24 protein-coding genes are annotated in these 22,632 nt (G+C 59.5%); all 24 read left to right on the top strand.

The genetic code is table 11. The features are described from left to right. The first annotated feature begins 2 nt into the window (after positions 1 to 2). The 24 genes from AOP6_RS14545 to lexA all read left to right on the top strand — a co-directional run bounded on the left by AOP6_RS14545 (position 3) and on the right by lexA (position 22,606). A complete protein-coding gene (locus AOP6_RS14545; protein ID WP_155877448.1) occupies positions 3 to 1,460 on the top strand; it encodes a helicase HerA-like domain-containing protein in 1,458 nt (485 codons plus the stop codon). A gap of 111 nt (positions 1,461 to 1,571) precedes the next feature. Next, on the top strand, positions 1,572 to 2,573 hold the full coding sequence (locus tag AOP6_RS14550) for a sensor domain-containing diguanylate cyclase (RefSeq protein WP_155877449.1): 1,002 nt from the start codon (positions 1,572 to 1,574) through the stop codon (positions 2,571 to 2,573). Next, complete coding sequence (locus AOP6_RS14555; protein WP_155877450.1) at positions 2,570 to 2,839, top strand: PilZ domain-containing protein; 270 nt, start codon at positions 2,570 to 2,572, stop codon at positions 2,837 to 2,839. Before AOP6_RS14550 ends, AOP6_RS14555 begins: the two co-directional genes overlap by 4 nt. 68 nt (positions 2,840 to 2,907) lie before the next feature. Beyond that, complete coding sequence (locus AOP6_RS14560) at positions 2,908 to 3,519, top strand: LysE family transporter (RefSeq protein ID WP_155877451.1); 612 nt, start codon at positions 2,908 to 2,910, stop codon at positions 3,517 to 3,519. 216 nt (positions 3,520 to 3,735) lie between these two features. Then, positions 3,736 to 3,936, top strand: coding sequence for a hypothetical protein (locus tag AOP6_RS14565; RefSeq protein WP_155877452.1), 201 nt, complete (start codon positions 3,736 to 3,738; stop codon positions 3,934 to 3,936). 33 nt (positions 3,937 to 3,969) lie between these two features. Then, the gene (locus AOP6_RS14570; protein ID WP_155877453.1) at positions 3,970 to 4,791 is read left to right on the top strand and encodes a DUF169 domain-containing protein; all 822 of its coding nucleotides are present in this window, start codon (positions 3,970 to 3,972) and stop codon (positions 4,789 to 4,791) included. 209 nt (positions 4,792 to 5,000) lie between these two features. Then, positions 5,001 to 5,216 carry a DUF4492 domain-containing protein gene (locus AOP6_RS14575; RefSeq protein ID WP_155877454.1) on the top strand — a complete coding sequence of 72 codons (216 nt, stop codon included), beginning with the start codon at positions 5,001 to 5,003 and terminating at the stop codon, positions 5,214 to 5,216. A 21-nt stretch (positions 5,217 to 5,237) separates the two neighbouring features. Further along, positions 5,238 to 6,773, top strand: a complete 1,536-nt coding sequence (locus AOP6_RS14580; protein WP_213194636.1) for a cytochrome ubiquinol oxidase subunit I — start codon at positions 5,238 to 5,240, stop codon at positions 6,771 to 6,773. A 2-nt stretch (positions 6,774 to 6,775) separates the two neighbouring features. After that, positions 6,776 to 7,912 (top strand): cytochrome d ubiquinol oxidase subunit II, encoded by a 1,137-nt coding sequence (cydB, locus tag AOP6_RS14585; RefSeq protein WP_155877455.1) that lies wholly within the window; start codon positions 6,776 to 6,778, stop codon positions 7,910 to 7,912. Positions 7,913 to 8,217: 305 nt separating this feature from the next. Next, positions 8,218 to 10,383, top strand: a complete 2,166-nt coding sequence (locus AOP6_RS14590) for a DUF2235 domain-containing protein (protein WP_213194637.1) — start codon at positions 8,218 to 8,220, stop codon at positions 10,381 to 10,383. After that, positions 10,380 to 10,916, top strand: coding sequence for a DUF2931 family protein (locus AOP6_RS14595; protein WP_155877457.1), 537 nt, complete (start codon positions 10,380 to 10,382; stop codon positions 10,914 to 10,916). The genes AOP6_RS14590 and AOP6_RS14595 overlap by 4 nt, the downstream gene beginning before the upstream one ends. A 240-nt stretch (positions 10,917 to 11,156) precedes the next feature. Then, positions 11,157 to 11,699, top strand: coding sequence for a DUF2931 family protein (locus AOP6_RS14600; protein ID WP_155877458.1), 543 nt, complete (start codon positions 11,157 to 11,159; stop codon positions 11,697 to 11,699). A 4-nt stretch (positions 11,700 to 11,703) separates the two neighbouring features. Further along, complete coding sequence (locus AOP6_RS14605) at positions 11,704 to 11,943, top strand: hypothetical protein (protein WP_155877459.1); 240 nt, start codon at positions 11,704 to 11,706, stop codon at positions 11,941 to 11,943. Further along, entirely contained in the window at positions 11,940 to 12,476 is a 537-nt protein-coding gene (locus tag AOP6_RS14610; RefSeq protein WP_213194638.1) for a DUF2931 family protein, read from the top strand. Before AOP6_RS14605 ends, AOP6_RS14610 begins: the two co-directional genes overlap by 4 nt. Before the next feature lie 240 nt (positions 12,477 to 12,716). Continuing rightward, entirely contained in the window at positions 12,717 to 13,421 is a 705-nt protein-coding gene (locus AOP6_RS14615; protein ID WP_155877461.1) for an SH3 domain-containing protein, read from the top strand. A gap of 315 nt (positions 13,422 to 13,736) precedes the next feature. Further along, positions 13,737 to 15,047: a pyridoxal phosphate-dependent aminotransferase gene (locus AOP6_RS14620; RefSeq protein WP_155877462.1), complete on the top strand. Its 1,311-nt coding sequence runs from the start codon at positions 13,737 to 13,739 to the stop codon at positions 15,045 to 15,047. Positions 15,048 to 15,120: 73 nt separating this feature from the next. Then, positions 15,121 to 16,479 carry a glutamate-cysteine ligase family protein gene (locus AOP6_RS14625; RefSeq protein WP_155877463.1) on the top strand — a complete coding sequence of 453 codons (1,359 nt, stop codon included), beginning with the start codon at positions 15,121 to 15,123 and terminating at the stop codon, positions 16,477 to 16,479. Positions 16,480 to 17,051: 572 nt separating this feature from the next. Next, positions 17,052 to 19,043 (top strand): transketolase, encoded by a 1,992-nt coding sequence (tkt, locus tag AOP6_RS14630; protein ID WP_155877464.1) that lies wholly within the window; start codon positions 17,052 to 17,054, stop codon positions 19,041 to 19,043. 93 nt (positions 19,044 to 19,136) lie between these two features. Next, entirely contained in the window at positions 19,137 to 19,724 is a 588-nt protein-coding gene (locus tag AOP6_RS14635) for a sigma-70 family RNA polymerase sigma factor (protein ID WP_155877465.1), read from the top strand. Beyond that, positions 19,721 to 20,191, top strand: a complete 471-nt coding sequence (locus AOP6_RS14640) for a zf-HC2 domain-containing protein (RefSeq protein WP_155877466.1) — start codon at positions 19,721 to 19,723, stop codon at positions 20,189 to 20,191. Before AOP6_RS14635 ends, AOP6_RS14640 begins: the two co-directional genes overlap by 4 nt. After that, positions 20,178 to 20,405, top strand: a complete 228-nt coding sequence (locus AOP6_RS14645) for a hypothetical protein (protein WP_213194639.1) — start codon at positions 20,178 to 20,180, stop codon at positions 20,403 to 20,405. Before AOP6_RS14640 ends, AOP6_RS14645 begins: the two co-directional genes overlap by 14 nt. Then, positions 20,402 to 20,920 carry a DUF3106 domain-containing protein gene (locus AOP6_RS14650; protein WP_155877468.1) on the top strand — a complete coding sequence of 173 codons (519 nt, stop codon included), beginning with the start codon at positions 20,402 to 20,404 and terminating at the stop codon, positions 20,918 to 20,920. Before AOP6_RS14645 ends, AOP6_RS14650 begins: the two co-directional genes overlap by 4 nt. Continuing rightward, positions 20,917 to 21,906 (top strand): 4Fe-4S binding protein, encoded by a 990-nt coding sequence (locus AOP6_RS14655; RefSeq protein WP_155877469.1) that lies wholly within the window; start codon positions 20,917 to 20,919, stop codon positions 21,904 to 21,906. Before AOP6_RS14650 ends, AOP6_RS14655 begins: the two co-directional genes overlap by 4 nt. 97 nt (positions 21,907 to 22,003) lie before the next feature. After that, positions 22,004 to 22,606 (top strand): transcriptional repressor LexA, encoded by a 603-nt coding sequence (gene lexA / locus AOP6_RS14660; RefSeq protein WP_155877470.1) that lies wholly within the window; start codon positions 22,004 to 22,006, stop codon positions 22,604 to 22,606. Positions 22,607 to 22,632 lie beyond the last annotated feature (26 nt).

Consider the following 22,632-nt stretch of genomic DNA (forward strand, 5'->3'; position numbering starts at 1 on the left):
TTATGACCGAGCCCCTGCAGTTCACCATCGGCGCCGCCGCCGGCGCACCTGTCAACCAGCTGGCCGCCATGTGCAATCGGCACGGCCTCATTACCGGGGCCACCGGCACCGGCAAAACCGTCACCCTGCAGATTCTGGCCGAGAGCTTCTCCCGCCTGGGAGTGCCCGTCTTCGCCGCCGACATCAAGGGCGACCTCTCCGGCCTGGCTGCCGCCGGCAAACCCCACCCGAAAATCGACGAGCGACTGGCCCAGATTCCCCTCGACAGTTTCCAGCTGCGCCCCTGTCCCACCCTCTTCTGGGATATTCACGGCGACAAGGGGCAGCCGGTGCGCACCACCCTCAGCGAGATGGGGCCGTTGCTGCTGAGCAATCTGCTCGAGCTGAACGATACCCAGGCCGGCGTCCTCTATGCCGGCTTCAAGATTGCCGACGACGAAGGGCTGCTTTTGCTCGACCTCAAGGATCTGCGCGCCCTGCTCAGCTGGATGGCCGAGAACGCCGGCACCCTGCGCCAGGAATACGGCAATCTCTCGCCCGCCAGCATCGGCGCCATCCAGCGCAAGCTCCTCGTCCTGGAAAGCCAGGGAGCCGACCTCTTCTTCGGTGAACCGGCCCTGGTCCTCGGGGACCTCATGCAGACCGATTTTTCCGGGCAGGGCGTCATCAGCCTGCTTGACGCCACCCGCCTCTACGCCCAGGCGCCGCGCGTCTACACCACCTTTCTGCTCTGGCTGCTCTCTGAACTCTTTGAAAATCTCCCTGAGGTGGGCGATGCCGACAAGCCGAAGATGGTCTTCTTCTTTGATGAAGCCCACCTGCTCTTCGACCAGGCCCCCAAGGTCCTGCTCGACAAAATCGAACAGGTCGTCCGTCTCATCCGCTCCAAGGGGGTCGGCATTTTCTTCATTACCCAAAGCCCCCTCGATATCCCCGAGGACATTCTGGGCCAGCTGGGCCTGAAAATTCAGCACGCCCTGCGCGCCTTCACCCCGCGCGACCGCAAGGTCATCCGCGCCGTAGCTCAGACCTTTGCCGATAATCCGGCCTTCGATACCGAAGAAGCCATTACCGACCTCAGCACCGGCGAAGCCCTGGTCTCCACCCTCAGCGCCAAGGGGGCACCGTTGCCGGTACAGCGCACCCTCATCCGTCCGCCCGAATCGCGCATCGGTCCCTTGAGCGAGGAGGAACGCCGCGAGCGCCTCGAGCGCTCCCCCCTCAAGGGACGTTACGATGCGCCGGTCGATCGCGAGTCGGCCTACGAAATTCTCAAGCAGCGCGCCGAAAGACAGCAGGTGGAGACCCCGGCGACACCACCGTCCAAACCGGCAGGGCGTTCCCGCCAGAGTCTGGGCGAAGCCTTTATGAAAAGCGCCGCCCGCACCATCGGCAATCAGGTGGGCCGACAGATCATGCGCGGCGTTCTCGGCACGCTTTTTGGTGGAGGAAAGCGCTGAGAATGTCGATATCCTTTAACTAAAAGCTTTTTTTGCTTCTATCGCTGTGATAAAAAGCACACATTACCCTTTCAGGAAGCGCATGAAGAATTGTGGTCCAAGAGGCGAGTTATGACCCATATCGGTCTCGACTATCAATCCATTTTCGACCATCTGTATGACGGGGTCTACTTTGTCGACCACGATCGCCGTATCACCTACTGGAACCCGGCCGCCGAATTGATTACCGGCTTCACGGCCGCCGAGGTTGTGGGCAAGCACTGCTCCGACAACATTCTCATGCATGTCGATGAGAAGGGTGTCAACCTCTGTGAAAATGGCTGTCCCCTGGCCCTGACCCTGCAAGACTCCAACTACAGGGAAGCCGAGTTTTTTCTTCACCACAAAAAAGGTCACCGGGTTCCCGTGGCCATCCGCATCTCGCCCCTCAAAGATCTGGACGGTAAGCTCGTCGGAGCGGTGGAACTTTTTTCCGACTCCAGTCCGAAAAAGGCGATCATGCAGCAGGTCACCGAGCTGACCAAGCTGGCCATGCTCGACAACCTGACCCAGTTGGCCAACCGTCGCTACCTCGAGATGGAACTGCAAGCCCGCCTGGACGAGTTCAAGCGCTACCACATGCCGTTCGCCCTGGTCTTTATGGATATCGATCACTTCAAGAAACTCAATGATACTCACGGACACAACGCCGGGGACCAGGTCCTGCAGATGGTGGCCAAGACCCTGAGCATAAACGCCCGCTCTTTCGACCTGGTTGGCCGCTGGGGTGGCGAGGAGTTTGTCGCCATTCTGCGCAATGTTGACCGTGAGGCCATGCAGCAGATCGCCGACCGCTTCCGCAACCTGGTCGCCAAAGCCAGCCTGCAGTACGGTGGGGAAAACCTGCAGATCACTATTTCCCTCGGCGGCACGCTGGCCATCCCCGGGGATACGATGGAAAGTCTGGTTCAGCGTGCCGACGCGCTCATGTATCACAGCAAAAATCATGGACGAAACCGACTGAGCATCGACATGGACAAGGAGGGCATCGTTCCTTGCCATGGGGGCTCAGACGACTGCCAGAAGCCACCTTGTGGCGACCATCCAGACAATAGCAAGGGGTCAAGCCGATGAGCGAGCGACGTAACCACGAGCGTTTTGATGTGAGCATCGATATCAAGGTCATGGAAGAGGATGGGCGCACGGCCATCGGCGTCACCCAGAATTTCAGTGACGGCGGCGCTTTGGTCCGCGTCGACCTTGAGCCGCCCCCGGCTGTCGGTGCCATCATGAAGCTGCAGATCCACGACCCGGGCAGCGCCTTTGAGCGGCCTGTACTCAAGGCGCGCGTCATCCGGGTTTCCTCCGAAGGCATTGCCTTCGAAGTGCTGCAGGGCTGACATTGTTCGCCCACACCGTGCTGGCACCCTGCTGATATGCCCCTGTTGTCGCCGCGGAGAAGGACCGGATGCTGACTCATCTGACCCTTGGCACCCTGCTGGGGCTTGCCGCCGGATTCGCCCCCGGACCTCTGCTTTTTCTCGTGCTGCGCGAAAGCCTGCATCACGGTAGCCCAGCCGGTGTTCGCACAGCCCTGGCTCCCCTGATTTCCGACCCTCCCATCATTCTGCTCAGCTTTTTTCTCGTTGCCGAAATCGCCCGTTACGACTTTCTCCTGGGCATCATCTCTCTCGCCGGCGCCGCCCTGGTAGGCCATCTCGGTTGGGACAGCCTCAAAACCGCCGGCGTCCAGGTCGACCTTAACCAGCCGGCCTCCTCCTCCCTGCGCAAGGGGGTTCTCATCAACATTCTCAGCCCGCACCCCTATCTTTTCTGGTTCACCGTCGGTGCCCCCATCATTTTGCAGGCCCTCGACGAAGGCCCTCTGGCCACGGCGCTGTTTCTCGGCGGTTTTTATTTTTTTCTGGTCGGTTCCAAGATCTTTCTGGCCGTTCTGGTCGGCCGTTCCCGCGACTTTCTTGGAAGCCGCGCCTACCTGGCCATCATGCGCCTGCTCGGCGTCCTTCTGCTTCTTTTCGCCGGCAGGCTGCTGCTGGACGCCGGCGGTTTTTTTCTCTGAGATTTTCTTCCCTCCCGTCCTGGACCTTTTGACGCTTTTTTAATAAACTCTTATCTGCTATGTTGCTGAGGTTGGTGATCTGCTGCTTGTTCTGCCCAAGCCCCTCACCCATGCACAGAACAAGATGCTGCCTTACGAAATCATGACGGAGGAAGTCCACCGCTACGCCGTCCATAAAACCCAGTTCCCACTGCCGATACCGAAAAGGATGAGCTGATGACGCTGGGACACAAGCACCGCCTTCGTATCCGCACCCTGGATCGCCAGAAAATTGAAGCCGATATCTACGTCGACATGCCCACCGGTTTCGGCCGGGTCATGGACTGCCTCAACCAGCCCATGAAGTATTACACCTTCTTCGTGCCGGATTACGTGCTCTATATCCACCCGCAATTCATTCTCTCGGTTCAGGACTGAGTCAGCAAGATGTCTCCATCTTCAGGAGGTCTTATGAAAAGCCGCATCGCCCAGGCCATTGACATGCAGCACCAACCCGTCGCCCTGCTCTGGAGCGACAGCAAGCCCGAAGGGGCTGTGCAGTTCAGCCCTGGCAAGTGGGGCTGTGTCATGTGGCTGGCCGCCGGTGCGGCCAAAGGCAAAGCCGGGGCCTGCGACCGCCAGACCTTCGGTTGCGTCGGCGGTGGCGTCGGCCTGGGTTTCGGCGACCAGTACGTCACCTTTCCCGGCGGCAAAGACTGCTTCTGCCACTTCCTCTCCTCGGGCAACGCCAACTGGGAGCAGGGGAGGCAGGCCGCCGAACAGCTCAAACCCTTCATGCGCCCCGAAGCCCATGACAACTTCCTGCACGGCGAACGCTACCTCAAAACCCCGGAGCTCGTGGAAAACTTCATTCACAACCTCCCCATGACCGAAGTCCCCAAATTCTACGTGCTCTTCAAGCCTCTGAGCAGCGTCGACGAAAAGATCGAAACTCCGGAAGTTGTCATCTTCTTCGTCAACCCCGACCAGTTTGCCGCCCTGACGGTACTCGCCAATTACGGCCGCCCTGACAATGAAAATGTCATCATTCCCTTTGCTGCCGGCTGTCAGGCCCTTGGTATTTACCCTTACCGCGAAGCAAAGCGGAAACATCCCCGGGCCGTGGCCGGCCTCATCGACCTGTCGGCCCGCCTGCAGGTACGCAGCCAGTTGGGGGACAACATGCTCAGCATGGCGCTCCCGTACCCTCTCTACCGCGAAATGGAAGCCAATGTTGCAGGCTCCTTCCTGCAGCGCCACACCTGGAAGGCCCTGGTGAAGGAAGACTCCTAATCCAAGTTTCAACCTCTTCCTTTCTCCGCAAGGCAGATTTCTAAAAATCAATCTTGACAAATCATTTCAGCCGTCTAGAATTATGACCAATTTGGTTATGTTTCGACGAGGGGGCAAGCCGCTGCCTCTTCAATCCCGCTGGCAATATGCCGAGAACCCGTTAAAATTATTCGGGCGCTCTAACGACAGCAACAGAGGAGAAAGTTTTCATGGTCATCACACGCGTCTATGAATTCTACCGGGACGGCTTTCGCTCCATGGTGCTGGGTAAAACCCTATGGAAACTCATGCTTTTCAAGCTTTTCATCATGTTCGCCATCGTCAAATGGCTCTTTTTCCCCAATTATCTCAACACCCGCTTCGACACCGATGTCGAGCGGGCCAACCATGTCCTGGAAAATCTCACTCGCAGCCAGGACCATTAATTTCACTTCAGGGAGGTTACCGTGCTGGAACAAATCGACATGTCCATGGTGAACTGGGCGCGCGGGCAGTTTGCCTTGACCGCCATGTTCCACTGGATCTTCGTCCCCTTGACATTGGGGCTCTCTTTTCTGCTGGCTTTTTTTGAGAGCTTCTATGTCAAGACCGGCGATGAACAGTGGAAACGCATCACAAAATTCTGGATGAGGCTTTTCGCTGTCAATTTTGCCATCGGCATCGCCACCGGCATCATCCTCGAATTCCAGTTCGGGACCAATTGGTCCAACTATTCCTGGATGGTCGGCGACATCTTCGGCGCACCGCTGGCCATTGAAGGAATTTTCGCCTTCTTCATCGAGGCGACCTTTTTTGCCGTCATGTTTTTCGGCTGGGATCGGGTTTCGAAAAAATTTCACCTTTTCTCCACCTGGATGGTGGCCGTCGGCGCCAACCTGTCGGCTCTGTGGATTCTTGTCGCCAACGGCTGGATGCAGAATCCCGTCGGCATGAAGTTCAACCCCGACACCGCCCGTTTCGAAATGGAGAACTTCTGGGAAGTCCTCGGTTCCCCCGTCGCCATCGGCCACTTTACTCACGCCACCAGCTCCGGTTTCCTTCTGGCCTCCCTCTTTGTGGTGAGTATTTCCAGCTGGTTCCTGCTCAAAAAACGGCATGTCGAAATGGCCAGACGCAGCATCATGGTCGCGGCAGTCTTCGGGCTTGTTTCATCGGCCTATGTCGCCTTCACCGGCGATGAAACCGCCTATACCGCCGCCCAGGTGCAGCCCATGAAACTCGCCGCTATCGAAGGCCTTTACCAGGGCGAGGAGGGGAGTTCTCTGGCGGCGGTCGGCCTGCTGCGGCCGGACATGAAACCGGGGGACAAGGAAGATCCCTACATCTTCGCCATCAAGATCCCCTATCTCCTCTCGCTGCTGGCCAACCGCGACCCCCACAGCTTTGTGCCCGGCATCAACGACCTCGTTTATGGCAACCCGGAACAGAACATCATCGGTGTTAATGACCGCATGATCGAGGGCAAAACCGCTATCGAGCAGCTGGCTCTTTACAAAGAAGCCAGGGCCAGCGGTGACGAGGCGGTGGCCTCCGCGGCACTGGCGCGCTTTGAGGCGACCAGCCAGAGCCTCGGCTACGGCTATCTCAGCAGTCCTGAGCAGGCCGTCCCCCCCGTGGCCCTCAATTTCTACAGTTTCCGGATCATGGTAGCGCTGGGCACCTTCTTCCCCCTGCTCTTTCTGGCCTACCTCTTCTTCACGTTCCGTGGCACCATCGCCAACCAGAAGTGGCTGCTGATGGTGGGTGTCGTCTCCCTCTTCCTCGGCTACATCGCCCAGGAAGCCGGCTGGATCGTGGCAGAAGTCGGTCGCCAGCCCTGGGCCATTCAGGGACTGCTGCCGGTACATGTTGCCACCTCCAATCTCACCACCGCGACAGTTCAGACCACCTTCTTCATGTTCCTGGGACTTTTCACCCTGTTGCTGATTGCAGAAATCCGCATCATGCTGAAGCAGATTCACATCGGACCGGAGGGGAAATAATTATGTTCGGAAATCTTGCGCACAGCCAACTGCAACAGCTCTGGTGGATTATCGTGGCCACCGTGGGCGCCCTCTTTTTGTTCATGACCTTCGTACAGGGCGGCCAAACCCTGCTCGCCACCGCCGCCAGGACACCGGAGGAGAAATCCCTGGTCATCAACTCCATCGGCCGCAAATGGGAACTCACCTTTACCACCCTGGTGCTCTTTGGGGGGGCCTTTTTCGCCGCCTTTCCCCTTTTCTACGCCACCAGCTTCGGCGGAGCCTACTGGGTGTGGATGCTTATCCTCTTTACCTTCATTGTGCAGGCGGTCAGCTTTGAGTACCGTCGCAAGCCGGGCAACCTGTTGGGTACCAGAACTTACGACGCCTTTCTCTTCATCAACGGCAGTGTCGGCCTGCTGCTGATCGGGGCCGCCGTCGCCACCTTTTTCAGCGGCTCCAACTTCCAGCTCAGCTCCTACAACTCGGTTACCTGGCAGCATCCCCTGCGCGGCCTGGAAGCGGCCTTCAGTCTTTTCAACCTTTCGCTCGGCCTTTTTCTGGTTTTTCTGGCCCGCATTCTCGGCGCCATGTATCTGCTCAACCACATCCACCATGACCCCCTGGAGGAGCGTCTGCGCAAAGCAGCCTTCAATAATCTGTTGTGCGCCCTGCCTTTCCTCCTTTATTTCCTGGCTCGGCTCCTCACGATCGACGGCTATGCCGCTGAGCCGCAGACGGGGGCAATCACTCTCGTGGCCGGTAAGTATCTCCACAACCTGCTGGCCATGCCCCTGGTAATGACCCTGCTGGTGGCCGGGTTGGTTCTGGTGGTGGCCGCCGTGGTCCTCACCCGTTTCACCGCACGGCGCGGCGGCATCTGGCTCGCCGGCCCCGGAACGGTTTTTGTCGGCCTTTCCCTCTTTTTTCTGGCTGGCTTCAACCACACGGCCTTCTATCCTTCCAAGTTCGACCTGCAAAGCAGCCTGACCATCGCCAACGCTTCGAGCAGCCACTACACCCTGACGGCCATGAGTTATGTGGCCATCGCCGTCCCCTTCGTACTGGCCTACATTGCCTATGTCTGGCGACTGATGGACGCCCGAAAGCTCACGGTCGAAGATCTGCAGGGCGAAGAAGCCGAAGACCTTTACTAGGAGGATATATCCATGATTGCTGCACTCATTATTGGCTGGTTTGCCGTTATTCTTGTCTCCTACAAGGGGGCTGAATGGCTGCTGAAGAAGGCCGACCTGCTGTAAGTTGTCTCGGTGAAGAGGAGCGGACAGCTCCTCTTCACCTTTTCCTGCCCAGAAATTCTCCCCCCTGCCCAAAACAACCCTCCCATCCTCTTATTCACTGTAATTTAAAATGTTACTTAGAAAATTTCCTTGCCATTCCCCACCTGCGATGGCATTTTGTTGAAATTTTTTAACCTGAAATGACTAATAAGAGGTTGGGGATGACCAGCAGGTGGGCAAGGGACAGTCGTTCTTGGGGACAACCAGACAATTTCGGCCGATGGGATGATCCAGGGAAACCGCGCAAGTTCGACCTGTACGGCTTCGATGAAGAAGGTTTCGACCCATTCGGCCGCGACAGATTCGGCCGCACCAACGCCCAGCGTGATCCGTGGTCCGACGACACCCTTTCCGATCCAACTCCCTGGCGCGGCATCGCTATCGAGACCCTTTCCATTGAGTTGACCCGTCAGCTTCATCCCCACTACCGCGACTGGATCGTCATTGATCCGGAAAAAATCCGTTACCAGCGCCTTGGTGAGAATACCCGGCTCTTTGTCGAAGGGAAAAAAGGCTGGGAGTCCGTTGATTCTTTCCGTTGTCTCGGTATTGGCCAGAAGCATTACGCCGTCACCCGCCGTCTGACCCGGCGCACCTTCGGAGGCGGCGGTTCCTTTGGCTCCAACTCCTGTCTCAATTTCTCTTACGCAGAGCCGCCAGCGCCGCCCGTGAGCTTTGCGCCCATCACGGATACCGGCGCGGTCGCCCGCCACAGCCTCGATGTGGAGATCCTACCCGGCGTACAGGCCACAGAAGGGCGACTGATTCTCTCCGGCAGTCAGAACTACCACATCCAGCGTGCGGTGAGCGCGGCTACGGCAGGGATTCAAAACACCCGTTTCGGCAACCTGGCCGAGAAGGGTTCCTATTCCCTCAAAGCCGCCTGGGGTGCAAATAAAAAGACACTGTTCGAGAGCGTGCCTTTCGACACCCTGATCACGCCGGGTAGGCTACGCGATCGGCTTTCCCCGGATGTCGACGAGGGCGCCAGGCTTTACCTTCTTGATCATCGCCTAAGAGGCGAGCGCCCGCTCCTTAGGGCCGGCTGGGAGGCGCCGCAGTTCGGCATTTTCGCCGATGGCACCGGTAACAACGGGCACAACGACATGGCAAGCGAGACCAAGGCGCCGACCAATGTGACCAAGCTACATGATTTGTATCCGCATATTGATGGAGGCCTGGTCAATCGGTACTACCTCGATGGCATCGGCACCCGCACGGGGGAGGAGGCCGGTTTTTTCGACCTGCTTGATCAGGGGATCGCCTACAGTTTTGGCAAGCGGGTTGCTGAGGCGCTTGAGGCAATGCGCCTGTTCTTTTTTAATTTCCCTCTGGCCTCCTTCGGGTACGTGGACCTGTTCGGTTTCAGCCGGGGCAGTGCCATCACCCGTGCCCTGGTCAATTGCATCCACCACCTCAATGACACCGATCCCGCCTATTGGGGAGGCCTACGGGTGGTAGTGCGTTTTGTCGGGCTCTTCGACACCGTCGGTTCCGTGGGATTGCCGGGCAACAACATCAACGACAATCCCATCTCCAACGCGGGCATGCCCTGTTCGATCAACCTCGACCTTCATCCTCAGACGGCACGCGCCGTCTATCATCTCACCGCCCAGGACGAGCAGCGCCGGAATTTCCCCCTCTCCTCGCTTCGCAGTGCCGACGGCAGCCTGCCGACGCACTTTGTCGAAGAAGCCATGCCCGGCGCTCACGCCGATGTAGGCGGCGGCTATCGAAACGGAGAAGAGGTCCTCTATCTTCCTTCCCAGCAGTTTACCTGGCTGCGTCCGGAAGAGCGCGATCGACAGATGGCTCAGACCCTGAAGGCATACCGCCAGCAGTATCCGGTGCCGGGTCTGGAGATCGAGGCTCGGATTCAATGGGAAGGCGCCCATCATTCCCCTTGGCGGCGCAGCATCGTCACCTTTTGCGGCAGGCGCATGGTACGCGACGAACTGGCCCATGTCGCCCTGGAACGGATGCATGCGGCCGCATTAAACCACGGGGTGCCGCTGCTGCCATTGGCGAAACTACCCAGCAAAAGCCACGCCTACCGCGTGCCGGTTGAGCTGAGCGCGATGGTAAAGCAGGCTGAACAGGCCGGCCCGGGCAGCGCCCCTTACGATGCACTCTACAGGGATTATATCCACCACTCGCATAGATATCGAAGCGGCGGCGAAGGTGGCGAGGGCCTGGCGAATCAGATCAACGCTCACGATTCCAACCCCGGCGGCCGCACGGTCTTTGCCAACGAGCCGGAACGTGGAAACTTCCAGAAAGATCCCTGGCAGGAAGCCAGCCAAAATCAACAAGGGGTGTGTATATGACGAGGCGCCGAATATTTTACCTTCTCGGAGCGGCCCTCATCAGTGCCGCTCTTCTGGCTGTAGCGAGTAATCGCGCCACAGAGATCCGTTACTTCACCGTTGGTCTGTCAACCACAGCAGGCAACCGCATCCATGTTGAGAGAACTATTTTTGATAATGAATGGTGGGCTGCGGGTGGCGAGGTGCAGGGCTGTTGGCAAGAAGCTGGGCCTACCACCGGCATCTTTGATAAACGCATGCCTCGGGTGGCACGGGTACGGTGGCATCAATTGAAGGAAGGGATGAGTTATGAGGCGACCGTTCAGTTGGATGAGGATTTGGCGCGACAGGCACAAAGGCTTCCAGCAGTAACTGCTCATCACGACAGCAGCACGATTAAAAAGATTTATCTCATTATCGGTATGGAACCCAATGGCAACGTGACGGTATGGCTATCAAATGCTCCTCACGAAAACAATCTTCGCGGCCGTGTCCTGCATGTGGTGGGCGAAGCGCAGGCGGTGGCAGGTCCTCCAGGCGTGCCGGCGCAATAGTCGTGTGCTAAGCAATCACAATAAACCCTTGAGCGCCTACAACGGCCTGCCTCGGGACACCATCCACCACTCGCATAGATATCGGAGCGGCGGCGAAAGTAGCGAGGGCCTGGCGAATCAGATCAACGCTCACGATTCCAACCCTGGTGGCCGCACCGTCTTTGCTAACGAGCCGGAACGTGGAAACTTCCAGAAAGACCCCTGGCAGGAAGCCAGCCAAAATCAACGTGGGGTGTGTATATGACTTTCAATAGAAACAGGTTCCTTTGTTTGGGGTTGTCTTTTGCCATGCTCGGCATGGTTGTCCTAGCCGGCTGTCGTGCTGAACTATTTCGATCGTTCACCGTTGGGTTGTCGACGCCATCCGGTAATCACATATATGTTGAACGGGTAGTTTTTGACAATGAATGGTGGGCGGCCGGAGGAGACATTAATTGCTGTTGGGAGCAAGCAGGGTCAGCCACCGGCATCTTTGACAAACGCATGCCTCGGGTTGCGCGGGTACGGTGGCATCAGTTGAAGGAAGGGATGAGTTATGAGGCGACCGTTCAGTTGGATGAGGATTTGGCGCGACAGGCGCGAAAAATGCCTGGTTACACCCGCATCTCCGATGGCCGAAAGTTCAAAGATTCTCCTACCTTGGTTGTAGGGATGAGACCTGATGGGAAGGTGATCATTTGGTTGACGAATGCCCGATCTGAAAACAACGTCCGCGGTCGAGTCCTGCATGTGGTAGGCGAAGCGCAGGCGGTGGCAGGTCCTCCAGGTGTGCCGCTGCAATAGTCGTGTGCAAAGCAATCACAATAAACCCTTGAGCGCCTACAACGGCCTGCCTCGGGACACCATCCACCACTCGCATAGATATCGGAGCGGCGGCGAAGGTGGCGAGGCCCTGGCGAATCAGATCAACGCTCACGATTCCAACCCTGGCGGCCGCACCGTCTTTGCCAACGAGCCGGAACGTGGAAACTTCCAGAAAGACCCCTGGCAGGAAGCCAGCCAAAATCAACACGGGGTATGTATATGACTAAAAGGCGAATGGTTTACGCTCTCCTGATACTTCTTGTTTTTACTGTAATTATTGTTAAACGATACCCCAATGACATGTTCGGGGCTCTCTCAATCGGGCTGTCGACCACAGCGGGCAACCAAATCTACGTCGAGAAAACAATCTTCGATAACGAATGGTGGGCCATGGGGGGTGAAATCCAGGGAGATTGGCAACATGCCGGATCAATCACCAGTGTCTTTGATAAACGCATGCCTCGGGTGGCGCGGGTACGGTGGCATCAGTTGAAGGAAGGGATGAGCTATGAGGCGACCGTTCAGTTGGATGAGGATTTGGCGCGACAGGCGCGAAAAATGCCTGGTTACACCCGCATCTCCGATGGCCGAAAGTTCAAGGATTCTCCTACCTTGGTTGTAGGGATGCGACCTGATGGGCAGGTTGTCGTTTGGTTGACTAATGCTCGCTCTGAAAACAACGTCCGCGGCCGAGTCCTGCATGTGGTAGGCGAAGCGCAGGCGGTGGCAGGCCCTCCAGGCGTGCCGCAGCAATAATTCGTAAGTCTTCTTTTGCTCATGGCTGCGTCTTGCCCAACTGTATTTAATTTTTCCATATCAATTATCCAGGCAATGGAGTGTCCTATTACCCCTATAGAACATTCGAAGGGGACTATCCCAAACTAATGCCGTGTTTTTAAGAGGTTGCAAAAAATCACCAAGACGGCTAGTCTATGGGGGTTTTTTGCGTGCACCGGCTTCAAAGGTCGGTGATTCAGAACCAAGGAGGAAAGTTCTATGCCGTATGTGCGTAATATGATCGCAATGGCTTTTCTTGTTCTGCTGACACTGCCCCTGGCGGCAGCAGCGGAAACCCGCTACGTCTCCGATCAACTCGTCGTTACCATCCGCCAGCAGCCAGCCGATCAGGCCGAGGTAATCACCACGCTGCGCACGGATACGCCACTGGAAGTCCTGGCTGATCAGGGACGCTATCTTCTGGTTCAGACCCCTGCCGGGGAAAAAGGCTACGTGCAGAGCCAATACATTACCAGTGACCTGCCCAAACCCATTGTGATTGACCGGCTGCAAAAGGAAAGGGCGCAGCTCCAGCAAAAGCTGGCAGCGGCCGAAAAAGCCCGCGAGGCTGCCATAAGCGAGCTCCAAAAAATCAAGACAACCCTGGCGACGGAAAGCCAGACGACCGAACAGCAGGTGACCGAGCTGAAGTCCGCCCTGGCCCAGGCTCGCAGCGAACTGCAGGAGGCCACCGAGCGCTACGATACTCTGCTGGCCAATTCGCGCGAAATCGTCAACATTACCAACGCCCGCAACCAGCTGGAAGAGGACAACGCCCGTCTTAGCGCCGAGATCGAGGCGATTCGCCAGGAGAATAAGTCGCTGCTGACCACCGGCATGATTCAGTGGTTCCTGGCCGGTGGTGGCGTTTTTCTGATTGGCTGGCTGGTTGGAAAACTCTCCCGCAAGAGAAGAAGCTTCTGACGGCCGCATACGGCCGTCCTTCCAGTCTCGCGCAGGAAAGCATTGACTTTCTTCAAACGCTGTGTTAACCAAGCAATCCAATGTAAAAGGGGAGCTTCAAATGATGTTTTCCGGCAAAGGGTATAACCTGGCAGCGGCGGCAGCCGCGGCGAAGGCGGCGGCAATTGGCCGCACGTGTGCCCCCCCCTTTGCTGGCTGACCGCAAGCGGTCCTTGAAAAGCGAGCAGGCCATGGGCGCAGTCGTCCATGGCCTTTTCATATTCAGCTGTATTTTCGCCGCAGGGCGACGCCACTACCAAGACGGGGAGAAGGGTTATGCGCAACAATATTGTGCACATCGGCGCCGGAGAACTGACCTACGAAATCCGGGCTATTGTCGAGATCGCCGAGAAACTGAACAAGCTCGGCATGAAAACGAACATGGAAAACATCGGCGACCCCATCGCCAAGGGTGAGAAGATCCCCGACTGGATGAAGAAGATCGTCGCCGACCTGGCCATGAAAGACTGTTCTTACGGTTACTGCCCGACCCGGGGCGTGCTGGAGACTCGCGAATTTCTCGCCGAATTGACCAACAAGCGTGGTAAAACCCAGATCAGCGCCGACGATATCCTCTTCTTCAACGGACTCGGCGACGCTATTCAGAAGGTCTACGGTTTCCTGCGCCGCGAAGCCCGCGTCATCGGCCCGTCGCCGACCTACTCCACCCACTCCTCCGGCGAAGCCGCCCATGCCGGGCAAAAGCCGGTCTCCTACAGACTTGATCCCGATAACAACTGGTACCCCGATCTTGACGATCTGCGCCTGTCGGTCAAATACAATCCGGCCATCTCCGGCATTCTCATCATCAACCCCGACAACCCCACGGGTGCGGTCTACCCGGAGCGCATCCTCAAGGAGATGATCGCCATCGCCAAAGAGTATGACCTCTTCATCATCTGTGACGAGATCTACCACAACATCGTCTACAACGGCCAGTCGACCAAGCCTATCTCCGACCTCATCGGCGACGTCCCCGCTATCGCCATGAAAGGGATCAGCAAGGAAGCACCCTGGCCGGGGGCACGCTGCGGCTGGATCGAGGTCTATAACGCCGATAAGGATCCCGTCTTCAAACAGTACGTGCAGAGCATCGTCAATTCCAAAATGGTCGAGGTCTGCTCCACCACGTTGCCGCAGAAAGCCATTCCGCCCATCATGAGCCACCCCAAGTATCCGGCCTATCTCGAGGAACGCAAGGGCCGCTACGAGAGATACTCCAACATCGCCTACGACCTGCTCAAGGAGGTTCCCGGCATCAAGGTCAACCGCACCAACGGCGCCTTTTACATGAGTATCGTCTTTGAAAAAGGCAAACTCAACGACCGCCAGACCCTGCCTATCGAAATCCAGGACGTCAAAAGCCTGGTGGAAAATCTGGTCAACCAACCGGGCGTTTCTCTGGACAAACGCTTTGTCTATTACCTGCTGGCATCGACGGGCATCTGCGTCGTCCCCATCTCTTCCTTCTGCACACCGGAATTGGGATTCCGCATCACCCTGCTGGAACGTAATGAAAAGGAATTCGCCAGCATATTTGAACGCATCGGCGCCAGCATCACCGCCTATCTGCAGTCCGCACCCTAATCGCAAGCCGGCCCTCGGGCCGGCTTTTTCGTCGCCGCAGAGCCGCCATCTTTATTCGGCTGAAAGGGAGGCCATGACGACCTTCATCAAACCCAACCTGGATCACCCCATTGACTCCCGGCAAGACCTCGTCGCCTACCTGTCCCGCGGCGTCAAGCCACGGAGGGACTGGGGCATCGGCGCCGAGATGGAAAAGCTGGTGGTTGATGCCGAAACGGGTCGGGCCGCCTCCTATCCCCGTATTCGCGCCCTGCTCGAATTATTGCTGGCCGACGGTGCCTGGAGTGGCATTTACGAGGGGCCCAATCTCATCGCTCTGAAAGACGCTTCCTCATCGGTCACCCTGGAGCCGGGGGGTCAGCTGGAGCTTTCCGGCGCCCTCTGCGCCGATATCCACTGCTGCCAAAAAGGCTTTTCCCAGCATATCGACGGCATCATCCGCGCCGGTCGCACCCTCGGCCTGCGTTTTCTCGGACTGGGAGTACAGCCCTTCAGTCGCCTGCAGGAGATCGGCTGGGTTCCCAAGGCCCGCTACGATATCATGGGGCCCTACATGCAGCACACAGGCGATATGGGTCAGCGGATGATGAAGCAGAGCGCCGGCCTGCAGGTCAATTTCGACTACAGCAGTGAAGAAGACTGCTTTCGCAAGCTGCGCCTGGCCTTTCACCTTTCCCCTCTGTTCTACGCTCTTTTCGCCAATTCCCCTCTCATGGACGGCATCCCCAGCGGTTTTCTCTCCACTCGGGGCGAAATATGGGCCCGTACCGACGCCGACCGCAGCGGCCTGGTACCCCGCCTGCTCCTGCCGGGAGCCACCTTCAACGATTATGCCGACTACGCCCTTGACGTGCCGATGTATTTCATCATCCGCGACGGCCAGTATGTCGATTTCACCAGGGAGCGGTTCACCTTTCGCCGCTACCTCGCCGACGGCTTCGGCCCGCACCGCGCCACCCTCGGCGACTGGGACCTGCATCTCTCCACCCTCTTTCCCGAAGCACGCCTGCGGCCGCACATCGAAATCCGCTCCGCCGACAGCCTCCCTTCCCGGGCGACCCTGGCGGTGGCAGCCCTGGTCAAAGGGATCTTTTACGACGAGCAAGCCCTCGCCGACAGCCTGGCCCTTTTTGAAACGGTGGATACCGAGACCTTTGCCATCCTCTACCGCCAGTCCTGGCGCCTCGGCCTGCAAACCCCCTTTGGCGCCGGCACCCTGCAGACCCTGGCCCTGGATATTCTTGCCATCGCTCGCGACAGCCTGCGGCGGCAACGGGCTCTCGATGAGGAAGGCCAGGACGAAACCGTCTACCTGCAGGACGTCGAAGAGATCGCCGTTACGGGTAAAACCCTGGCAGAGCGCCTGCTGGAGCGCTGGCAGGGCTCCCACGAGGATAAGCTGAACGCGCTGTACGCCCATTGCGGCTTCTGAGAAGTCCTTCCGACTGTCCATTTGCACAGTCCGCCACTGTTCCTCCGCAAGCCAATCTTTACGCATCGACACGTAGGCAGGCCTGGCCAAAAGGGATATAGTCAGAACCATCAAAGGCTTGTTGTGGCAGGCGAGCCGGCGATAAAAACCTCCTTTCGTTATCTTCGTTGGTTATCGGGCCGGTCAAAAGGGATGCCTCCCCCACTTGACCGGCCCGAAATCTTTGCAGCCGCAACCGCAGCACTCTCCATCGACTGCACAAAAGCACAGTTCATCGGCGTGCCTTCTTATCCCGAGGTTTACGGGAAGGCACGTGGAAAAGCGTGACCCCGGCAGGTATAGTCAAAACCATCAAAGGCTTGTTGTGGCAGGCGAGCTGGCGATAACTTCTTCATTGCAAACCTCCCGAACAATCAAGGCCGAAAGCAGGGATGCCTCCCCCTGACTTCGGCCTTGAGTCTTTTTGGCCCGGATAATTCTCAGCCAAGGCCCCTTATGACTTGCAGATTCCTTGAAATGGGATTGCTTTCCTGCTTCAATGGAGCAGAACCCGCACCCTGCAAGGAGATGCCATGAAAAATCCTGACTTCAAGGTCCCTGCTGTCAAGGCTTCTATCGACACCCTGCGCCTGCTATCGGCCGACATGGTGGAACAGGCCAACTCCGGCCATCCTGGCACCCCCATGGAGGCGGCGCCTCTGGCCTATCTCCTCTTTCAGCGCCACCTGCGGCATAACCCCGCGAATCCGGCCTGGCCGGGCCGGGACCGCTTCATCCTCTCCTGCGGGCACGCCTCCGCACTGCTCTACAGCCTGCTGCACCTGAGCGGCTACGACCTCTCTCTCGACGATCTCCAAAACTTCCGCCAACTCGACAGCCGCACCCCCGGCCACCCCGAATTCGGCCACACCCCCGGCGTCGAGACGACCACCGGACCCTTGGGGCAGGGCTTCGCCGTCGGCGTCGGCATGGCCATGGGAGCCCGCCACCTCGCGCAAACTATCGACACCCAGCTTTTCGATACCCGCGTCTACACCATCTGCTCCGACGGCGACCTTATGGAAGGGGTGGCGTCCGAGGCGGCGTCCCTGGCGGGGCATCTACGCCTGGGCAACCTCATCTCCCTCTACCTCGACAACCGCATCACCATCGAGGGGGAAACCGACCTGGCTTTCAGCGAAGAGGTCGCCACGCGTTTTCTCGCCTACGGCTGGCAGGTACAGCGGGTGGAAGGGGAGAATCTGGCCGAAATCGACGCGGCTATCGAGGCGGCCAAGAAGGATCCGCGACCGTCCCTCATTATCGCCCGCACCCATATCGGCTTCGGCGCTCCCACCAAGCAGGACACCGCCGAGGCCCACGGCGCTCCCCTCGGCGCCAACGAACTGGCGCAGACCAAGCGGGCCTTCGGCCGCAAGCCCGACGGGCACTTTGTCATCCCCGCCAGTGTGCGCCAGCACATGGGCCAGGCCGTCCGCCGCGGCCGCGCCTGGGAGCTTCAATGGACACGCCGCTTTGATCGCCTGAACCAGTCCCTGCATTCACCCCTGACGGCCTGGCTGCAGATGCGCGAAGGTGGCCTGCCAGACGGTTGGGGGGAGGATCTGCCGACCTTCGACCCTGCCGACGGCCCCTTGGCCACCCGCAAGGCTAGCGGCATCGTCCTTAACGCCCTGGCCGCCCGGCTCCCCCTGCTGTTAGGCGGCTCGGCCGACCTCGCCCCTTCCAACAACACCGAACTCAAGGGTGAGGCCGCCTTTCGCCCCGGTCACAGCGGCCGCAATATTCACTTCGGCGTGCGGGAACACGCCATGGGAGCCATTCTCAACGGCCTCGCCCACACCGACGGCCTCATCCCCTTCGGCGGCACCTTTCTCATCTTCTCCGAATACATGCGACCGCCCATGCGCCTGGCCGCCATGATGGGGCTGGCCCCCATCTACGTCTTTACCCACGACTCCATCGGCCTTGGCGAGGACGGTCCCACCCACCAACCGGTGGAACAGCTCGCCGCCCTGCGGGCCGTGCCTAACCTCCGCGTCATCCGTCCCGGCGACGCCAACGAAACGGCGGTCGCCTGGCACGAGGCCATCGCGCACCGAAGTGGTCCCACCGCCCTTATTCTCTCCCGCCAGAACCTGCCCATCCTGGACCGCGGCAAACTCGCTTCGGCAGAGGGGCTGCGGCGCGGCGGCTATGTACTGGCCTCGGAGGAAGGCGATCTCGATATACTGCTGCTGGCCAGCGGCTCGGAAGTCTCCCTCGCCTTGAAGGCCCGGGACATGTTGCAGCAACAAGGGAAGGGGACCCGGGTCGTCTCCCTGCCTTGCTGGGAGCTCTTCGAGGCCCAGGATGAAACCTACCGCCGGCAGGTGCTGCCGCCTTCCTGTCAGCGACGCCTCGCCGTGGAAGCAGCCAGCCCCTTCGGCTGGGAGCGCTACGTCGGCCTGCAGGGTGCTGTCATCGGCCTCGACGGCTACGGCGCCAGCGCCCCGGCTGACCAGCTTTTTGAGCGCTTCGGTTTCACGGCGGCCCAGATCGCCGCCCGCGCCCTGGCCCTGTAAACCTTTTCGCGGCGGCAGCGTCTAATGAAACAAAATCACCGTGGCGGCAGCCGCCGCGTTGACAGCTGAAGACCCTGGGGATACTCTCTGCGCATGGATGAAGGTACGGAAAAAATTCTCCTCGAGCAGATACGCCAGGGCAATAACCGCGCTTTTGAACAGTTGGTTCAGGGCCATGCCGCGCAGATACTGTCCCTGGCCACCCGTCTCATCGGTGATCGCGACGAGGCCGAGGATATTGCCCAGGAAGCCTTCCTGCGGCTGCACCGCTCGTTGGCCACCTTTCGCGGCGACAGCAAAATATCGACCTGGCTCTACCGCACCGTCAGCCGCCTGGCCATCGACCACCTGCGAAGGGAACAGAGACGACGGAAGCTGTTCTTTTTCCGTAAAAACGACGACGAAGAGCAGCCCGATCCGGTTGAAAGCGCCGCGGCACCCGATCCTTCGCCGCGAGAGGCGCTGCTGGCACAAGAGACGCAGCGACGCCTCAACACCGTGCTGAAAAAACTCTCGCCCCGGCAGCGGGCCGTTTTCATCCTGCGTCACCAGGAGGAACTGCCGTTGAAGGAGATTGCCCGGATACTTGAATTGGAAGAGGGGACGGTCAAGGCCCATCTGCACCGCGCCGTCACCGTCCTGCGCCACGAACTGCACGATCTGAAGGAAGGTTCGCCATGACCAGAGCCAACACAGGGCGCTGCCCAGAAGAGGAACTCACCCTCTATTATTATGGGGAGCTGGAACCGGCCGATCGCCGCGCCATCGACAAACACCTGGAAGGCTGTGCCGCCTGTCGCCAGCAGCTGGCCGCCCTGGAATCGCTGCTTGGCGCGCTGCCGACGCCGGTCATCGAACTGAGTACCGAGGAAAAACAACGCTTCAGCGCCCAGGTCATGGAACACCTCGACCGGCGGCAAAAGCGGCGCTTTTTACCCCTCTTCGGCGGCGGGCTCGCCACGGCGGCGGCCGTGCTCCTACTGCTGCTCAATACCGGTTCGCCCCCCGATTTGGCGCCACCGGCCGACAGCAACGGCCTGGTCGCCGAGCTGGAGGGGCTGCCGGAGATGGAGCTCCTGCGCAACCTGGATATCCTGGAGGAACTCGAGCTGCTGCAGGAACTGGGGGATGTGAATGACCATGCCTGAACGGACGCTCGCCCTTGTGCTGCTGCTGGCGTCCCTGCTGCTCAGCCCCGGCTCTTTGTCGGCGGCCGAGACCCACACCAGGGATGAAAAGCCGGCCGAGGAAGAACCCCTGAGCGCTACGGATCGTGAAATCGTCGAGATGCTTGAGCTGCTGCAAATGCTCGAACTGCTACAGAATATGGAAGTGCTGGCCATGGTGGAGGAGACCGAATGAAACGTATAGGGATTACCCTTTTGCTGCTGATGGCTATGCTTGGGCTGGCCGGGCCGGTTCTGGCCGACTCGCCGCCCCCGGCGACCGCACCGACCACCGAGCGCCAGCAGGCCCTGGAGCGCTGGCAGAATCTTTCGGACGCCGAGCGCCAGCAACTGCGCGAACGCTACCAGCAGTTTCAGACTCTGCCCGCCGACGAGCAGGAGCTGCTGCGTCAGCGTCTGCAACAGTTCCGTCAGTCGCCACCTGAGAAACAGCAGCAACTGCGCGAACGCTTTCAGCGCTGGCAGCAGCTCCCTGCCGAGCAACGTGAGCAGCTGCGCGACACCTATCAGCGTTTCCAGTCCCTACCGCCCGAAGAGCGCCAGCAGCTGCGGCAGGAGTTGGAGGATTTGCGCTCCCTGCCCAATGAACAACGCCCGCAACGCCGCCAGGAAATCCGCCAGCGCTATTTCGGCAGCCCGGCGATGCGCTCCGGCGGCGGCAGCCGGAACAGCGGCGGCATGCACCGATGACAGGCCCAGCGCGTCCCGCCCCCAAAGCCATGGCCCCCCGTTATGCGGTGCAGGCGGGCTTTTTGCTGTTCTATCTGTGGATCGGCTGGCGCTTCGCTCTCTGGGCCGCCGCCCTGGCCGGCAGCCAGACCCCCGCCATGGCCCGTCCCGCCGCCGTCGACGGCTTTTTACCCATCAGCGGCCTCATGGGGTTGCGGCACTGGGCGCAGACAGGTGAACTGCACCCTGTCCATCCAGCCGCCGCCCTCATTCTGTTGGCCGCCATCCTCACCGCCCTCCTGCTCAAGCGCGGCTTCTGCTCCTGGGTCTGCCCCATCTTCCCGCTGTCGGAAGGGCTCTGGCGCCTGGGAAAACGCCTGACCGGAAGGACTTTCGCTCCCCCTTTCTGGCTCGACCTGCCCCTGCGCAGCCTCAAATACCTGCTTCTCGGCTTTTTTGTCTACCAGATCCTGTGGATGATGCCGCTGCCCGCCCTGCGGGCGTTCTTGTCCTCCCCCTACCACAAGATCGCCGACGTGCGCATGCTGCACTTCTTCCAGGATCCTTCCCTGACCTTTCTTGCTTTTATCGCCGCCATGGTTCTGCTCAGCCTCTTCGTGCAGATGCCCTGGTGCCGCTACCTCTGTCCCTACGGGGCTCTCCTCGGACTTTTTTCCCTGCTGTCCCTCAGCAAGATCCGCCGCAACGAGCGCCACTGCATCCGCTGCGGTCTCTGCTCCTCCCGCTGCACCGCCTGGCTGCCGGTCATGCACAAGCGCACCATCCGCTCGGCCGAGTGCTATGGCTGCTACCGCTGCGTGCAAGGCTGCCCAGCCCCGGGCGCCCTGCAGATGCAGGCAGGCGGACGACCCATCCCCTCCGTCCTTTTCGGCCTGGCCGTCGTCGCTCTCTTCGTCGTCATCTCGCTGGCCGGCCGTTTCAGCGGCCACTGGCACAGCCAGGTACCCCTGCAGGAAATCTCCCACTGGCTGCAGCTCCCCCGCTGAACCTTACTTCTTCCGGCAGCGCCCGGCATTTTCATTTCTTGACATACGCCAAACTTACGCCTATAACTAGGGGCATCCCCAGCAGAAAGGAGGCCCCTTGAGTCCACTGACGCCGAAACAGAAACAGATTTTCGACTACATCCGCAGCCACCTCGACCAGCATGGCTACGCCCCCACCCAACAGGAAATCGCCCGCGCCTTCGGCTTCTCTTCCCTGGGTACGGTGCAGAACTACCTCAAGCGCCTGGAACGGGACGGCTATCTGGCCCGCGATTGGAACGCCCGCCGCGGCGCCCGCCCCCTGGCCCAGCGGCGCGACAGCTGGGAACTCCCTCTCGCCGGCTGGGTGGCCGCCGGCAAGCCCATCGAAGCGGTGGAGCAGCAGGAGAGCATCGAGGTGCCTCCAGCCATGCTCGGTCCCGGTGAACATTTCGTCCTGCGCGTCAAGGGGGATTCCATGATCGGCGACGGCATTCTCGACGGCGACTATGTCATCGTGCGCAAGCAGGCCGAGGCCGTCAGCGGCCAGACCGTCGTCGCCCTCATCGGCAACGAGGCCACAGTCAAGCGTCTCTACCGCAAGGGTGCCGCCATGGAACTGCACCCGGCCAACCCGGCTATGGCTCCCATCCTGGTCGACCCCACGGACGATTTTCGCCTCGAAGGGGTGGTGGTCGGCGTCATCCGCCACTGCGCCTGAAGACCGAGACCGATTTCGCCCTTGCC

Source organism: Desulfuromonas sp. AOP6, from assembly GCF_009731355.2.
Classification (GTDB): domain Bacteria; phylum Desulfobacterota; class Desulfuromonadia; order Desulfuromonadales; family SZUA-540; genus SZUA-540.

Bases quoted from the DNA above. Each gene is read 5' to 3' on its own strand.
- AOP6_RS14545 (WP_155877448.1), top strand. From the start codon at position 3: ATGACCGAGCCCCTGCAGTTCACCATCGGCGCCGCCGCCGGCGCACCT.
- AOP6_RS14550 (WP_155877449.1), top strand. From the start codon at position 1,572: ATGACCCATATCGGTCTCGACTATCAATCCATTTTCGACCATCTGTAT.
- AOP6_RS14555 (WP_155877450.1), top strand. From the start codon at position 2,570: ATGAGCGAGCGACGTAACCACGAGCGTTTTGATGTGAGCATCGATATC.
- AOP6_RS14560 (WP_155877451.1), top strand. From the start codon at position 2,908: ATGCTGACTCATCTGACCCTTGGCACCCTGCTGGGGCTTGCCGCCGGA.
- AOP6_RS14565 (WP_155877452.1), top strand. From the start codon at position 3,736: ATGACGCTGGGACACAAGCACCGCCTTCGTATCCGCACCCTGGATCGC.
- AOP6_RS14570 (WP_155877453.1), top strand. From the start codon at position 3,970: ATGAAAAGCCGCATCGCCCAGGCCATTGACATGCAGCACCAACCCGTC.
- AOP6_RS14575 (WP_155877454.1), top strand. From the start codon at position 5,001: ATGGTCATCACACGCGTCTATGAATTCTACCGGGACGGCTTTCGCTCC.
- cydB (WP_155877455.1), top strand. From the start codon at position 6,776: ATGTTCGGAAATCTTGCGCACAGCCAACTGCAACAGCTCTGGTGGATT.
- AOP6_RS14590 (WP_213194637.1), top strand. From the start codon at position 8,218: ATGACCAGCAGGTGGGCAAGGGACAGTCGTTCTTGGGGACAACCAGAC.
- AOP6_RS14595 (WP_155877457.1), top strand. From the start codon at position 10,380: ATGACGAGGCGCCGAATATTTTACCTTCTCGGAGCGGCCCTCATCAGT.
- AOP6_RS14600 (WP_155877458.1), top strand. From the start codon at position 11,157: ATGACTTTCAATAGAAACAGGTTCCTTTGTTTGGGGTTGTCTTTTGCC.
- AOP6_RS14610 (WP_213194638.1), top strand. From the start codon at position 11,940: ATGACTAAAAGGCGAATGGTTTACGCTCTCCTGATACTTCTTGTTTTT.
- AOP6_RS14615 (WP_155877461.1), top strand. From the start codon at position 12,717: ATGCCGTATGTGCGTAATATGATCGCAATGGCTTTTCTTGTTCTGCTG.
- AOP6_RS14620 (WP_155877462.1), top strand. From the start codon at position 13,737: ATGCGCAACAATATTGTGCACATCGGCGCCGGAGAACTGACCTACGAA.
- AOP6_RS14625 (WP_155877463.1), top strand. From the start codon at position 15,121: ATGACGACCTTCATCAAACCCAACCTGGATCACCCCATTGACTCCCGG.
- tkt (WP_155877464.1), top strand. From the start codon at position 17,052: ATGAAAAATCCTGACTTCAAGGTCCCTGCTGTCAAGGCTTCTATCGAC.
- AOP6_RS14635 (WP_155877465.1), top strand. From the start codon at position 19,137: ATGGATGAAGGTACGGAAAAAATTCTCCTCGAGCAGATACGCCAGGGC.
- AOP6_RS14640 (WP_155877466.1), top strand. From the start codon at position 19,721: ATGACCAGAGCCAACACAGGGCGCTGCCCAGAAGAGGAACTCACCCTC.
- AOP6_RS14645 (WP_213194639.1), top strand. From the start codon at position 20,178: ATGACCATGCCTGAACGGACGCTCGCCCTTGTGCTGCTGCTGGCGTCC.
- AOP6_RS14650 (WP_155877468.1), top strand. From the start codon at position 20,402: ATGAAACGTATAGGGATTACCCTTTTGCTGCTGATGGCTATGCTTGGG.
- AOP6_RS14655 (WP_155877469.1), top strand. From the start codon at position 20,917: ATGACAGGCCCAGCGCGTCCCGCCCCCAAAGCCATGGCCCCCCGTTAT.